This is a genomic window from Burkholderia sp. WP42 (genome assembly GCF_000745665.1).
Lineage (GTDB): Bacteria > Pseudomonadota > Gammaproteobacteria > Burkholderiales > Burkholderiaceae > Burkholderia > Burkholderia vietnamiensis.
On the sequence record NZ_KN050724.1, the window covers coordinates 149,137 to 164,138 of the forward strand.

Below are 15,002 nucleotides of genomic sequence, written 5' to 3' on the forward strand. Positions count from 1 at the left end.
CCTCCGAGGGCATCGAGCGATGAAGCAGCACGACAAACACAACAAAGCCAATCGAACTCACCACATCACACGGCTGCTCTGGCGCATCGGCGCGCTCGCCGCACTCGGCGCCGCGACCGCGGTGTCGCTGCACGCCGGCGCCGCGCGCACCGTGAGCGTGTCGCCGCAAGGCACCGCCACGCAAGTCCGGCAAAGCGTCGTAAAGTTCGACGAAGCGATGGTCCCGTTCGGCTCGGCGTCCGCGCCGGCTCCCGCGCGCATGACCTGCACCGATGCCGCCGCCGCGCGCGGCCAGGGCCACTGGCTCGACGACAAGACCTGGGTCTACGACTTCGAGGACGACCTGCCGCCGGGCGTGCGCTGTTCGCTCGCGCTCAACGACACGCTGCGCTCGGTCGCCGGCAATGCGCTCGCCGGCCCCCGCCGCTTCACGTTTCAAACCGGCGGCCCGTTCCCGGTCAGCGTCCGCCCCGGCTCGCACGAGATCGAGGAGCGCCAGGTGTTCGTGCTGAAGCTGAACGGCCCGGCCGAGCCGCGCTCCGCGCTCGCCAACATCTGGTGCGAAGCGGCCGGCATCGGCAACCGGATTCCGGTCACCGCCGCCGACGACACCACCCGCGCCGCGCTGCTCGATCACTTCGGGCTCAAGAAGGACGCCGCGCGCGTGCTGACGCTGTCGTGCGCGCAGGCGCTGCCCGCCAGCGCGAAGATGCAGCTCGTCTACGGCCGCGGCGTCGCGAGCCCGAGCGGCATCGCGAACGACACCGAGCGCCGCTTCGACTTCACCGTGCGCGAGCCGTTCGCCGCGAGCTTCTCGTGCGAGCGCGAGAACGCGAAGGCGCCCTGCACGCCGCTGCGGCCGCTCACGCTGTCGTTCAACGCGCCGATCACCCGCAAGAACGCCGAAGCGATCCGGCTGCGCGGCCCTGACGGTTCGCTTTCACCGACCTTCGCCGCCGACGACCACAGCGACGAAGTGACGACCGTCACGTTCAACCCGCCGCTGCCCGCGCAGACGAACCTGACGCTCGAGCTGCCGTCCGGCCTGCGCGACGTGACCGACCGGCCGCTCGCGAACGCCGACCTGTTCCCGCTTGCAACGCGTACCGCGCCGATGCCGCCGCTTGCAAAATTTTCGTCGGGCACGTTCGGCATCGTCGAACGCTTCGCGGAGCCCGGCACGCCTGCGCTGGTGCCCGTCACGCTGCGCAACGTCGAAGCCGATCTCCACGTCGCGGGCCTGAACACGGCCGGTGCGCAATTCTCGAACCTGAAGGTCGACGACGACACCGCGATCCGCGAATGGATGCGCACCGTCGCGCGCTTCGACAACTGGTCGATGACGGCCGGCACGATCGACGAGCAGATGCCGGGGCTACTGCGGCGCAAGGGCCAGCACCCCGTCTACGTGCCGCTGCAGGCCGGGGAAAAGATGCCCGCGCCGGCCGATCGCCGCATCGACGTGCGCTCGCTGTCGCTGCTCGCCGGCGCACCGGGCGCGCACGCGCTGACGCTGCCGAAGGCCGATCCGAAGACGCTGCGCCCGTTCGAGATCGTCGGCGTGCCGATCGACAAGCCGGGCTTCTACGTGCTCGAACTCGCGTCGCCGGCGCTCGGCCGCTCGCTGCTCGCGAAGCCGTCGAGCATGTACGTGCGCACCACGGTGCTGGTCACCAATCTCGGCGTGCACCTGAAACAGGGCCGCGAGAACAACCTCGTGTGGGTCACGACGCTCGACAAGGGCAAGCCGGTGCCGAACGCGCAGATTCGCGTCTCGGATTGCAACGGCGACGAAATCGCAGCGGGCAAGACCGACGCGCAAGGGCTGCTGAAGATCGACGGCCCGTTCGAGCCGCAGCGCGAATGCCACACGTCGGAGCGAGGCTTCGACGATTACTTCGTGTCCGCGCGCGTCGACGATCCGAAGACGGGCCCCGACATGGCCTTCGTCAGCTCGAACTGGAACCGCGGGATCGAAGCGTGGCGCTTCAACGTGCCGACCGACACCGACAGCGCGCCGACCGTGCGTGCGCATACCGTGTTCGACCGCACGCTGCTGCGGGCCGGCGAGACGGTGTCGATGAAGCACTTCGTGCGCACCGAGACGCTGCAGAGCCTCGCGTTCCCGGCGCAATACCCGAGCCGCGTGACGATCCGCCACCTCGGCTCCGACCAGACCTACAAGCTGCCGCTCACGTGGTCGGCCGACCATAGCGCGGACACGCAGTTCACGCTGCCGCAGGCGGCGAAGCTCGGCGAGTACAGCGTCACGCTCGAAGGCGGCCCGGACGACGCGCCCACCTCCAGTTACTACAGCGGCAGCTTCCGCGTCGAGGCGTTCCGCCTGCCGGTGCTCAAAGGCACCATCGGCGCGCGCGACGCGCAGAAGAGCCCGCTCGTCGCGGTCAAGGAAGCGCCGCTCGCGGTGCAGATCGACTACGTGTCGGGCGGCGGCGCATTGAACCTGCCGGTGCAGGTGTCGGCGCTGATGAAATGGGCGTCGCCGCCGTTCGCCGACCGCTTCGAGGACTTCAGCTTCGCGCCCTATCGTCCCGAGCGCAGCGACGGCAACGCCGACGACGACGCGCAGGACGGCGACAACACGCCGGCCGCGAACGACGATCCCGACGCGACCCGCCTGATCGCCGACAAGCTGCCGCTCACGCTCGACCGCAACGGCGCAGGCTCGGTCACGCTGAAGGGCCTGCCGGACGTCGACGCGCCGAAGCGCGTCGCGCTCGAGGCCACCTTCGCGGACCCGAACGGCGAAGTGCAGACGATCCGCGGCGACACGATCCTCTGGCCGGCCGCCGTGGTGGCCGGCATCAAGGCCGGCCATTGGGTGTCGGTCGGCCAGCGCGTGCCGGTGCAGGCGCTCGCGGTCGACCTGCAGGGCAAGCCGCGCGCGTCGGTGCCGATCGAGATCAGGGGCGTCGCGCACGTCACGACGTCGTCGCGCAAGCGGATGGTCGGCGGCTTCTACGCGTACGACAACAAGAGCGACACGCGCGAGCTCGGCGTGCTGTGCTCGGGCAAGACCGACGACAAGGGCCGCATGGCCTGCGACGCGAAGCTCGAACAGGCCGGTAACGTGCAGCTGATCGCGGTCGCGAAGGACGGCGACGGCCGCGTGTCGAACGCGGCGACGTCGGTGTGGGTCACGCGCGAGGACGACCTGTGGTTCGGCGGCGACAACACCGACCGGATCGACGTGATCCCCGAGAAGACCTCGTACGAGCCGGGCGAAACCGCGCGCTTCCAGGTGCGCATGCCGTTCCGCTACGCCACCGCGCTGGTCGCGGTCGAACGCGGCGGCGTGATGGAGACGCACATCGTCGAGCTGAACGGCAAGAACCCGACCGTCGACCTGAAGGTCGGCGAATCGTGGGGGCCGAACGTCTACGTGTCGGTGCTCGCGCTGCGCGGCCGGATACGCGAAGTGCCGTGGTACTCGTTCTTCACGTGGGGCTGGAAGGCGCCGGTCGAATGGGCGCGCGCGTTCTGGACGGAAGGCCGCCACTACGAGGCGCCGACCGCGTTCGTCGATCTGTCGAAACCGGCGTTCCGCTACGGCCTCGGCGAAATCAAGGTCGGCACGGCCGTGCATCGCCTCGGCGTGACCGTGACCACCGACGCGACGCGCTACACGGTGCGCGGCAAGGCGCAGGCGCACGTGAAGGTCACGCTGCCGAACGGACAGCCGGCCCCGGCCGGCACGCAGATCGCCGTCGCAGCCGTCGACGAGGCGCTGCTCGAACTGATGCCGAACAACAGCTGGGACCTGCTCGGCGCGATGCTGCAGCGCCGTGCATACGGCGTCGAGACGGCCACTGCGCAGATGGAGATCGTCGGCCGCCGCCACTTCGGCCGCAAGGCCGTGCCGGCCGGCGGCGGCGGCGGCAGTGCGCCGACGCGCGAGCTGTTCGACACGCTGCTGCTGTGGAATCCGCGCGTGACGCTCGACGCGAACGGCAGCGCAACCGTCGAGGTGCCGCTGAACGATGCGCTCACGCGCTTCCGGATCGTCGCGATCGCGGCGGTCGGCCCCGACCGCTTCGGCACCGGCAGCACGTCGATCCGCAGCACGCAGGATCTCCAGCTGATTTCCGGCCTGCCGCCGCTGGTGCGCGAAGGCGATGCGTTCCGCGCGCAGCTCACGCTGCGCAACACGACCGAGCGCGCGATGCAGGTGGTCGTGACGCCGCACGTGACGGGCCTCGACGTCGCGCCGCAGTCCGTCTCGCTCGCGGCCAACGCGGCCGCCGAGGTCGCGTGGACCATCACCGTGCCGCAACAGGCGCTCGACGCGGCCGGCGCGCTGAACTGGCGCATCGACGCGGCCGAGCAAGGTGGCAAGCATGCGTCCGACGCGCTCGCCGTCACGCAGAAGGTCGTGCCGGCGCTGCCGGTCACCGTGCAGCAGGCGACGCTCGCGCAGGTCGACGGCACGCTGACGTTGCCGGTCGCGCCACCCGCGGGCGCCGTGAGCGACGCGCAGGGCGCGACGCGCGGCGGCATCGCCGTATCGCTGCAAGCGAAGCTCGCCGACGGCCTGCCCGGCGTGCGCCGCTGGTTCGAGCGCTATCCGTACCGCTGCCTCGAACAGCAGACGTCGCGCGCGATCGGCCTGCACGATGCCGCGCAATGGCAGGCGCTGGTCGCGCGCATGCCCGTCTATCTCGACAGCGACGGGCTCGCCAGCTACTTCCCGCCGCCGTCGGACGATGCGCACTACGGCAGCCCGACGCTGTCGTCGTACCTGCTCGTGGTCGCCGACGAGGCCGGCCGCCTCGACCCGCGCTTCGCGCTGCCGGATGACCTGCGCACGCAGCTCGAAGCCGGCCTCGCGCGCTTCGTCGACGGCCGCGTCGAGCGCAACACCTGGGCGCCGCGCCAGGACCGCGACCTGCGCAAGCTCGCCGCGATCGAGGCGCTGTCGCGTTACGGCGCCGCGCAAGGCCGCATGCTCGGCTCGATCGAAATCGCGCCGAACCAGTGGCCGACGTCGGCGGTGATCGACTATCACGCGATCCTGAGACGCGTGAAGGACATCCCGCAGCGCGACGCGAAACTGGCGCAGGCCGAACAGATCCTGCGCGCACGCCTGACCTACCAGGGTACGCAGCTCGTCTTCTCGACCGCGCGCGACGACGACCTGTGGTGGCTGATGACGAGCAACGAGACCAACGCCGCGCGCCTCGCGCTCGAGTTCGCCGGCGACCCGGCGTGGAAGGACGAGATGCCGCGCGTGACGGCCGGCCTGCTCGCGCTGCAACGCCAGGGCGCGTGGCAGACGACCACGTCGAACGCACTCGGCCAGCTCGCCGTCGAGCGCTTCTCGCATACCTACGAGAGCACGCCGGTCGCCGGCACGACGAAGGTCGCGCTCGGCGGCAGCGAGCGCGCGATCTCGTGGTCGCAGGCGCCGGCAGCCGATGCGGGCGGATCGGCCACCGCGGCCACCGCAGCCACCGCGGCGACCCGCGCGGCCGCCGCGCGCAGCGTGCTGATGCCGTGGCCGCGCGCGACGCAGGGGCCGGCCACGCTGTCGGTCACGCAGGACGGCACCGGCCGCCCGTGGGCGACGGTCGAGAGCCTCGCGGCCGTGCCGCTGCGCGCGCCGTTCGCGGCCGGCTACCGGATCGCGAAGACGATCACGCCCGTGTCGCCGGCCGCGCGCGGCGTGCTGACCCGCGGCGACGTGGTGCGCGTGCGGCTCGACATCGACGCGCAGAGCGACATGACGTGGGTCGTCGTCAACGATCCGATTCCGTCCGGCGCGACGATCCTCGGCTCGGGCCTCGGCCGCGATTCGGAAGCCGCGACGCAGGACGAGAAGCGGCCCGACGGCGCATGGCCGGCCTTCGTCGAGCGCGACTTCGACGGCTACCGCGCGTATTACGACTATCTGCCGAAGGGCAAATTCTCGGTCGAGTACACGGTGCGGCTGAACAACGTCGGCACCTTCGGGCTGCCGCCGACGCGCGTCGAGGCGCTGTATGCGCCGTCGGTGTACGGGCTGTGGCCGAACCCGCCGATGACGGTCAAGCCGGCCGACGCGGGCAAGTGACGGGCGCGCGATGAACGATCGTGCATCGGCGCGGCCGGCGCGTTTCGCCGTCCGCGCGTGGGCCGCCGCGGTATCGGCCGTACTGCTGGCCGCGCCGCTCGTCGCGCACGCGCTGCCGGGCTACGACGACGTGCGCCGCAACTGGCGCAGCTCCGACTGGGTGCTGCTCGCCCGCGACGGCACGCCGCTGCAGCGCACCCGCGTCGACCTCAGCGAACGGCGCGGCGACTGGGTGTCGCTCGCCGACGTGTCGCCCGCGTTCCGCGACGCGATCGTCGTGTCCGAGGACAAGCGCTTCTACGCGCACAGCGGCGTCGACTGGCGCGGGATCGCGGGCGCGGCCTGGGGCAACCTGTGGAACGAGCGCACCCGTGGCGCGTCGACCGTGACGATGCAGCTGGCCGGGCTGCTCAGCGATTCGCCGCGCCGCTCGGGGCAGCGCTCGCTGCCGCAGAAGGCGACGCAGGCGATGAACGCACTGCTGCTCGAACGCGGCTGGCGCAAGGATCAGATCCTCGAGGCGTACCTGAATCTCGTGCCGTTCCGGGGCGAGACGGTGGGGCTCGCCGCGCTGTCGCAGGTGCTGTTCGGCAAGGCGCCGTCCGGCCTCGACGCGCGCGAAGCCGCGATCGCGGCCGCGCTGGTGCGCGCGCCGAACGCCGCGCCGGCGAAGGTCGCCGAACGCGCGTGCCGGATCCTGCGCGACATGCAGGCAGGCCAGGCCTGCGCGTCGCTCGACGGCTACGTGCAGCTCGTGCTCGCGCGCCCGGCCAACAGCGTGCGCGACGACGGCGCCGCGCTCGCCCCGCACTTCGCGCGGCGGATCGCGGCCGAGGTCAGGCCCGCGGCCGGCGCGCAGGTGCGCACGACGCTCGATGCGCCGCTGCAGCGCTTCGCGCGCGACACGCTGCTGCGCGCGTTGACCGAGCTGAATGCTCCGGCCCACCGGCGCAACGTGCAGGACGGCGCGGTGGTGGTGATCGACAACGCGAGCGGCGAGATTCGTGCGTGGGTCGGCTCGTCGGGCGCGTTGTCGAGCGCGCGCGACGTCGACGCCGTGCTCGCGCCGCGTCAGGCCGGCTCGACGCTCAAGCCGTTCCTCTATGCGCAGGCGCTCGACGAGAAGCGGCTGACGGCGGCGTCGCTACTCGACGACGCGCCGATCAACCTCGCGGCCGGCGGCGGCCTCTACATTCCGCAGAACTACGACAAGGATTTCAAGGGCTGGGTCAGCGTACGCAGCGCGCTCGGCGGCTCGCTGAACGTACCGGCCGTGCGCACGCTCGTGCTCGTCACGCCGCACCGCTTCGCGCGCACGCTGCGAGCGCTCGGCCTGCCGCTCGCGCAGGAAGGCGATTACTACGGGTTCAGCCTCGCGCTCGGCAGCGCGGACGTCACGCTGCTGACGCTGACCAACGCGTATCGCGCGCTGGCGAACGGCGGCGTCGCGCGCAAGGTCGTCGACCTGCCCGCTGCGCCGTCGGCGCGCGCCGACGGCGGCACGCGCGTGTTCAGCGAAGCGGCCAGCTTCGTCGTCACCGACATCCTGTCGGACAACAACGCGCGCGTGCGCACGTTCGGCTTCGACAACCCGCTCGCGACGCCCTTCTTCTCGGCCGTCAAGACCGGCACGAGCAAGGACATGCGCGACAACTGGACGGTCGGCTTCACGTCGCGCTACACGGTCGGCGTGTGGGTCGGCAACGCGGACGGCTCGCCGATGTGGGACGTGTCGGGCGTCACGGGCGCGTCGCCGGTGTGGTCGGCCGTGGTCGGCTATCTGCACCGTGCGCTGCCGAGCCGCGCGCCGGCGCCGCCGGCCGGCGTCGAAACGCGGCGCATCACGTTCGAGCGCGACGTCGAGCCGTCGCGCAACGAGTGGTTCGTCGCGGGCACGGCGCTCGACACGATCCGGCTCGCGGCGCCCCTCACGCCGGGTCACGACGGCGCGCGTGCGCCGCTCGCGATCGGCGCGCCGACCGACGGCACGATCTTCGCGATCGATCCGGACATTCCGCCGAACAATCAGCGGATCTGGTTCGAGCGTTCGTCGGGGCACGCCGCGCGGTTCGCCTGGCGGCTCGACGATCGGGTGATCGGACATGCCGACCGCGTTGCGTGGATGCCGTGGCCGGGCCGGCACCGGCTCGAACTCGTCGATGCGCGCGGCAACGTCGCCGACGCGATCGGCTTCGAGGTACGCGGCGCGTTCGCGCGCAAGGGCGCGCGCAAACCGTGATGCCGTCTGCGCCGGCAGCGCACGAAAGGGTAAGCAGTACGCGGATCGCAGACCTAGAATACGAAGCGTGCGCCGGCGCGTCGGCGCGCCGCGTCCCCTCTCACGATCCGCCGATCGCCCGACCATGAACCTCCGACCTCCGCGCTTGCTCCGGCCCATCCTGGGCGCCGCCTTCGTGGCCACGCTCGCAGGCTGCAACGGCGAAGCCTGCTTCGGCGTCGACGTGTGCTCCAACGACACCCTGCCATCGGTCGCGCTGTCCGGCACGGCCGCCACCGGCGCGCCGCTCGCGAGCGCGGCGGTGACGGTGAGCTGCGTGCAGGGCTCGGCCACCACGCTGACCGACGGCGGCGGCAACTACCGCGTCGCCCTCAACGCCGCGCTGCCGTGCGTGATCGCCGTCGCGTCGGGCGGCACGAGCCTGCATTCGCTCGCGTACGCGGGCGGCACGTTCAACACGACGCCCGAAACCGAGCTGCTGCTCGTCTATCTCGCCGCGCAGCTCGGCACGAACCCGGCCGGGCTGATCGGCAATTTTCCGCGCAATACGCATTTCCAGCAGGCAATGGGCAGCGCGAACACGGTGCTGGCCGCGCAATCGGCGGTCGTGGCGAACCTGCAGCAGCGCTATTCGGTCACGCTGTCGACGCCCGCCTTCCTGACGACGCCGTTCGTGGTCGGACAGCCGGGCGTCGACGGCGATCTCGGCGCGCTCGCGACCGCAGGCGCGATCGACGCCAGCGGGATGCCAGCCGCGGCCGCGGTTGCGCTGCTGACGCAGGCGGGCGCCGCGCAGCCGCTGTGAGCGGGCGGCGCGCCGCGCTCGAGTCTCAAGTCACGCGCCGGCCGCGCTCAGGTCGCTTCCCCGCTCGCGCACGCGATGCTGACCGGCTGCTGCTGGGTCAGATGGCGCAGCAGCTTCGTCACCATCCACACGACGACGAACGCCAGCACGACGAAGAACACCGCGAGCGGCGTCAGCACGTGAATCGACACGAAGCCGGCCAGCCCCATCATCGCGGACGACACGAGCAGCAGCGCGCAGCCGAGGATTGCGCTGGTCAGCCCGGCGATATGCGGAAACAGCGAATTGCCCTTGGCCATCAGCGTCGGATACATCGCGCCCGCGCAGAAACCCATCACGAGCACCGGCGTCGCGAGCGTCCACACGCGCAGGCCGACGGTCAGCGCGAGCACCAGCATCGCGACCGCGGCGCCCGCCATCACGCGCGCACCGATACGCAAGCGCTGCTCGGCGCTCGGCAGCCCGCGCCCGTGAATCCGGTTCGACAGCCCGCCGAGGAAATACATCAGCCCGATGCCGAGCGCCAGATAGCCGAAGAAGGTCGGCGGCTTGTGCAGCGTGGTCTGCACCATGAACGGCCCGACGATGTTGAACACCAGCAGGATGCTGTAGCACAGCCCCTGCGCGAGGAAGCAGCTCTGGAACACCGGGCTCGCGAGTACCCTGCCCGCATTCGCGAACAGCGTGCGCGGCGCGAGATGCACCGGTTTCGGCAAGGTCTCGCGATAGCGCCACAGCAGCGCCCACATCGCGAGCGAGTACACCAGCAGGAACACCAGGCAGGCGCGCCAGCCGAACCATTCCTGCAGGTGCGCGCCGATCACCGGCGCGACGATCGGCGCGAGGCCCCATGCGATCGACATGTAGGTGAACGCGTGCATCAGCGCCTGACCGGAGAACGAATCGGTGATGATCGCCTTCGCGAGCAGGTTCGTCGTCGCGATCCCGAAGCCCTGCAGGCAGCGCGCGAGCAGGAAGGTCTCGAGGTTCGGCGCGCCGAGCGACAGCAGGCAGCCGATCGTGTAGATCACGAGACCGAACGCGAGCACGCGCTTGCGGCCGTACGCATCGGCGATGGGGCCGAAGATCAGCTGGCCCAGCGCATACGCGGCCATGTAGCCGGACACGCTCGACTGGATCGCCTGCGGCGTGGTCGCGAACGAGCGCGCCATGTCGGGCAGCGCCGGCACGTAGATGTCGATCGCCAGCTGGCCGGCGGACGAGAACAGGCAGATCAGGAACAACAGGAAGCGCGGCGAATTCGATTCGCGCGCGGAAGTGAGCGAGGCGTTCATGACGGGCGGGAAGGATACGGGCGGCGGCGTCGCTGCATGCCGGCGTGTTCGGATAGCGAACGGCCGTGCGCGGCGAAGCGCCGATTGTGCCCTTTGTTGCGGGCGCCGACCGGAATCCCCTGGCGCGGGAGAGGTTGAATGGGGCGGCGGCGCGGGGGGACATGGGCGCCGGTGGCATGGCGGCACGGTGCGCCGTGCACCGCGAGCTTCGAGCTTCGAGCTGTCGGCTGGGCGTTGCGAGCTGTCGGCTCGGCGTTGCAGGCGTCGGCTGCAGCGTCCCGCCTACGTCCATCCGACCGGCTACGCCGCGGTTTTAATCCTGTTTTAAGCCGACCCACGCATAGTCGCCGATGGCTCCGTCCGTGAGCCGCACGATTCGTTCAATGTTGATTCGATCAGTATCGTTTGATGGAGATACGAATATGCGATTCCGTTCGTATATGGCGGCAGGCGCGGTAGCGCTGATGCCCGTGCTCGCGATCGCCGGGCAAGCCGCGCAGGCGCCGGCCGCACAACCGGTGTTCGTCAACGTCGATGGGCAGGCCGTGCCGGTCAAGGCCGATACGCGCGTCGTCCAGACGGCGCTCGGCCCGATGAAGGTCAGCACGTGGAGCTGGCACAGCCCGCATGGCGGCGCGAGCTTCGAGATGCAGACGTCGTCGACGTCGGGCGACGTGGCGCCCGCAACCGCATGGCGGCAGATGCAGGCCGCGCAGTACCGGATGCAGGCCGCTCAGGCGCAGATGGCCGCCATGCAGCAGATGATGGCGCTGCAGCACGCGGCGCTCGCCAACCTGTTCGCGATGCCGGCGCCGCAACCCGTCGGCTTCGCGATGCCGATGTGGGCAATGCCGGAGCCGGTCGTCGTGATCGTGCCGGCGCAGCCGTCCACACGTACGGTCGCGCCTGCACCGTCGGCGCCGGCCAGGCCCGCGGCGCGCGGGCCGGAGATCAAGGCCTGACGCGAGCGACCCCGCACAAAACCAAAACCGAAACCGCCGGCCGCCGCGCCGGCGGTTTTCGTTTGCAACCGTGTCGCCGCGGCCTGCTCAGTACTGCGCGCGATCGGTCGGGTTTCTGAACAGCTGCTTCATCTCGGGCGACAACGGGTAGTTCAGGCTCACGCCCTTCGGCGGTATCGGCTGCATGAACCAGCGGTCGTAGAGCTGCTCGGCCGCGCCGGAGGTCTGCAACTGCGCGATCACGCGATCGACCAGCTGCTTGAACGCGGGATCGTCCTTGCGCAGCATGCACGCGTAGTTTTCGTGGACGAGCGGCGTGCCCGCCACCGTGTAGGCGCCCGGATTGCGATCCTTCGCGATTTCGCCGTACAGCAGCGGCTCGTCCATCACGAACGCGACCGCACGCCCGGTCGTGACGTTCATGAACGCTTCGGCGTGGTCCTTCGCGCTGATGATCGTCATGTTCATCGCCTTCTCTTCGTTGAGCTTGCGCAGCAGCCGCTCGTCCGACGTGCCGGCCGTCGTCGCGACGGTCTTGCCGGCCAGATCCGCGAAGTCCTTCACGCCGGAATCCTTGCGCGTGCTGAAGCGGATCCCGTACAGAAAGATGCTGTTGGAGAACGCGGCCTGCTTCTGGCGCTCCAGCGTGTTGGTCGTCGATCCGCATTCGAAGTCGATCGTGCCGTTCTGCAGCAGCGGAATGCGGTTCTGCGACGTGATCGGAATCTCCTTCACCGTCAGGTTCGGCGCCTTCAATTCGGCCTTCAGCGCGTCGATGATGCGCGCCGCGATGTCGCGCGAGTAGCCGATGTTGTTCTGCTGGTTGTCCGAATACGAGAACGGCACCGACGATTCACGGATACCCAGCGACACGACACCGGTGTCCTTGATCTTCTTCAGCGTGCCGGTCAGCGCCTGCGCGTGCGCGGCGCCAGCCAGCGCACCGGCCAGCACGAGGGCCAGCCAACGAAAGCGGCGATCCATGCTTTTCTCCTGACGAAACGTTGATCGAATCGCGATCCTACGCCCGACAATATTCGCGCCGCATCGGCCAACGCGTAGTGAAACGTCGAGCCGGCGACCCGCGCCGCGCGGGCGCGAGCGTTGCCGTGGCGCGCAAACCTCGTCCTCTCCGTCATCAGGGCCGCCGCAGCGCATCCGGTCGCGCACGGGCGAGCGCGCGGCCCGACAGGAATCGCAAACACCGCTGCGATGCAGCAACGAAATCGTTTGCGCAAACGCTGCCTTTTCTACCAAAACATACTCAAGAACCCCGCTGGACGGCCGTTACCCAATGCATGGCGCGTCGCAGCAAGCCGCTGCAATCGCCAGACAAAAAAGACCAGATCCGGCATCGGCCGGACCACGCACTACCGCCGGCACGACGGTTATCCACGAGGACGAAGTTTCACCATGAGAGCCAATCGTTTCGATTTCGCACTGGCCCGCTCCGCTCACGCGCGCGTGCTCGCCGGCATGTTGTCGGCAGCCGCCCTGCTCCCGATCGCCGGCTGCGGCGGCGGTGGCGGCGACGGCTCGAGCCCGGCGACCGCAGCGCCGGCCCCCGCGCCGACGCCGGCTCCCGCACCTGCTCCGGCGCCCGCGCCCGCGCCGACCAACGGCACCACCTGTGCGGCCCAGCAGGCCGCGGTGCAGATGGCCGCGCAAACGGTCGCGCCGACCGAGCCGCCTGTCGATCATCTGATCGTCCGGCTGAAGCCGTCGACGGGAACGCGCGCGATGGCCGCGCTCGACGTCGGCACGCGGCTCGACGCGGTGATCCAGCGCTCGATGACGCGCTGGAGCGCGCCGACGACCACCGGCGCCGCGCGTGCCTATGCGGCCGCGACGACGTCGCTGAACGTGCAGGTCGAGCGCACGCTGGCGAACGGGGCGGCCGTCCTGTCGATCGGCCAGCGCATCGCATCGGACGACGCGGCCGCACTGGCCGCCGCATTCGCGGCCGACAGCGACGTCGACTACGCGGAACCGGATCACCCGATGCACGTCCGCGACACGCCGAGCGACCCCTCGTACAGCCAGCAATGGTATCTGTCCGACCCGGCGGTCGGCATCAACACGCCGCCCGCGTGGACGCGCACCAAGGGCGCGCCGACCGTCGTCACGGCCGTGCTCGACACCGGCTACCGGCCGCACCCCGATCTCGTCGCGAACCTGCTGCCGGGCTACAACTTCATCTCGAACGCCAACACCAGCAACAACGGCCAGGCGCGCAGCAACGACGCGACGGACCCGGGCGACTGGGTCACGCAGCAGGAACTCGACGACGCGACCGGCCCGTACTACCACTGCGCGAGCGAACCGAACAACAGCAGCTGGCACGGCACGCGCGTGATGGGCGTGATCGGCGCCGGCGCGAACAACGGGATCGGCGTGGCGGGCGTGTCGTGGCTCGGCCGCATCCTGCCGGTGCGCGTGCTCGGCAAGTGCGGCGGCACGACCAGCGACATCGCGGACGCGATGCGCTGGGCGGCCGGCATTCCGGTCAACGGCGTGCCGACGAATCCGACGCCCGCGAAGGTCATCAACCTGAGCCTCGGCGGCATCGGTGCGTGCAGCACGACGTTCCAGCAGGCGATCGACGACGTGAATGCGAAGGGCGTGACGGTCGTCGTGGCCGCCGGCAACGACGGCCTGTCGACCGGCCTCGATCAGCCGGCGAACTGCCGCGGCGTCATCAGCGTCGGCGCAACCGACGCGGCCGGCCGGCGCGCATCGTTCAGCAACTTCGGCGCCGACGTCTCGCTGAGCGCGCCGGGCGTGGGCATCCTGTCGACCGCCAACAGCGGCACGACCGTGCCGGGCGCCGACTCGTACGGCACCGCGAGCGGCACGAGCCTCGCGACGCCGCAGGTGTCGGGCATCGTCTCGCTGATGCTGGCGGTGAACGGCAACCTCACGCCGGCGCAGATTCAGCAGAAGCTGCAAGGCGGCGCACGCGCGGCGATGCTGCCCGCCGCCACGACGTCGTGCACCGCCCTGCCGGCCGGCGCCGGTATCGCCGATGCGGGCGCGGCCGTCACGGCCGCCGCGCAATAAGCGCTGCGTCGCCGCGACACGAACGCGCGCATGCCGGCCCGGCGTGCGCGCGTTTTTTCATCGCCGCGAGTTGCGGCTGCACGCCGATGCATCGATGAAAACGCCGTAAAAACGCGGGTAAAGGCGGTAAAGGGTTGACGCTTCGCGCAACGAACCATTACCATCGCCCCCGTCTGATTACATGGAGTGTTCCGTGAACACCGATGCGAGTTGTAGTTGGTCGTCGACCAACCCGACTGCTGCCTGAGGAAACGCGCAGAGCCTCGTCTTCTGCCGCATCCCTGGACAGCAGGATGCGGCGTCCTTCCGGCCTGACCGGCCAGAATCCCCGCCCGATTTTTCGCTGACGCCGAAGCGCGTCGCCGCGCAGCGCCACGCTGCCGCGTGCGTGCATTCGCGCGACGCACTGCGCGCTGCCGCGCGTATTTCATTCACGTGCCGACCGGCCGTGCGCACGCTCGCGTGCGCGGCCGCCGATCGCTCGTGCCGCCCATCCACGACCGAAGGAGCGCAGATGAACGCAGACGACAGTAGTCGATTACCGCTCGCCGGTGCGGCGTTGCGCATCGGC

7 protein-coding genes are annotated in these 15,002 nt (G+C 70.3%); 5 read left to right on the forward strand and 2 right to left on the reverse strand.

The window, feature by feature from the left end; genetic code table 11:
- Window positions 1–19: 19 nt before the first annotated feature.
- The 3 genes from EX20_RS25355 (at window position 20) to EX20_RS25365 (ending at window position 9,114) form a co-directional block, all read left to right on the forward strand.
- Window positions 20–6,070, forward strand: coding sequence for an alpha-2-macroglobulin family protein (locus tag EX20_RS25355; protein ID WP_034195127.1), 6,051 nt, complete (start codon window positions 20–22; stop codon window positions 6,068–6,070).
- A gap of 10 nt (window positions 6,071–6,080) precedes the next feature.
- The gene (pbpC, locus tag EX20_RS25360) at window positions 6,081–8,309 is read left to right on the forward strand and encodes a penicillin-binding protein 1C (RefSeq protein WP_034195128.1); all 2,229 of its coding nucleotides are present in this window, start codon (window positions 6,081–6,083) and stop codon (window positions 8,307–8,309) included.
- 124 nt (window positions 8,310–8,433) lie between these two features.
- A complete protein-coding gene (locus EX20_RS25365) occupies window positions 8,434–9,114 on the forward strand; it encodes a hypothetical protein (protein ID WP_011882364.1) in 681 nt (226 codons plus the stop codon).
- 47 nt (window positions 9,115–9,161) lie between these two features.
- Here the strand turns inward: EX20_RS25365 and EX20_RS25370 are convergent, their stop codons facing one another.
- Complete coding sequence (locus tag EX20_RS25370; protein ID WP_034195129.1) at window positions 9,162–10,409, reverse strand: multidrug effflux MFS transporter; 1,248 nt, start codon at window positions 10,407–10,409, stop codon at window positions 9,162–9,164.
- A 422-nt stretch (window positions 10,410–10,831) separates the two neighbouring features.
- Here EX20_RS25370 and EX20_RS25375 point away from each other — a divergent pair, with 422 nt between their 5' ends.
- Window positions 10,832–11,371 carry a hypothetical protein gene (locus tag EX20_RS25375; protein WP_011882366.1) on the forward strand — a complete coding sequence of 180 codons (540 nt, stop codon included), beginning with the start codon at window positions 10,832–10,834 and terminating at the stop codon, window positions 11,369–11,371.
- A gap of 87 nt (window positions 11,372–11,458) precedes the next feature.
- Here EX20_RS25375 and EX20_RS25380 read toward each other — a convergent pair whose 3' ends face one another.
- On the reverse strand, window positions 11,459–12,355 hold the full coding sequence (locus EX20_RS25380; protein WP_011882367.1) for a glutamate/aspartate ABC transporter substrate-binding protein: 897 nt from the start codon (window positions 12,353–12,355) through the stop codon (window positions 11,459–11,461).
- A 429-nt stretch (window positions 12,356–12,784) separates the two neighbouring features.
- Between EX20_RS25380 and EX20_RS25385 the strand changes: the two genes are divergently transcribed.
- Window positions 12,785–14,431, forward strand: coding sequence for a S8 family peptidase (locus tag EX20_RS25385; RefSeq protein WP_034195130.1), 1,647 nt, complete (start codon window positions 12,785–12,787; stop codon window positions 14,429–14,431).
- Window positions 14,432–15,002: the final 571 nt, after the last annotated feature.

What these genes read in the sequence shown, in the direction of transcription:
- EX20_RS25375 (WP_011882366.1), top strand. Translation starts at nt 10,832, where the DNA reads ATGCGATTCCGTTCGTATATGGCGGCAGGCGCGGTAGCGCTGATGCCC.
- EX20_RS25385 (WP_034195130.1), top strand. Translation starts at nt 12,785, where the DNA reads ATGAGAGCCAATCGTTTCGATTTCGCACTGGCCCGCTCCGCTCACGCG.
- EX20_RS25380 (WP_011882367.1), bottom strand. Translation starts at nt 12,355, where the DNA reads ATGGATCGCCGCTTTCGTTGGCTGGCCCTCGTGCTGGCCGGTGCGCTG.
- EX20_RS25355 (WP_034195127.1), top strand. Translation starts at nt 20, where the DNA reads ATGAAGCAGCACGACAAACACAACAAAGCCAATCGAACTCACCACATC.
- EX20_RS25365 (WP_011882364.1), top strand. Translation starts at nt 8,434, where the DNA reads ATGAACCTCCGACCTCCGCGCTTGCTCCGGCCCATCCTGGGCGCCGCC.
- pbpC (WP_034195128.1), top strand. Translation starts at nt 6,081, where the DNA reads ATGAACGATCGTGCATCGGCGCGGCCGGCGCGTTTCGCCGTCCGCGCG.
- EX20_RS25370 (WP_034195129.1), bottom strand. Translation starts at nt 10,409, where the DNA reads ATGAACGCCTCGCTCACTTCCGCGCGCGAATCGAATTCGCCGCGCTTC.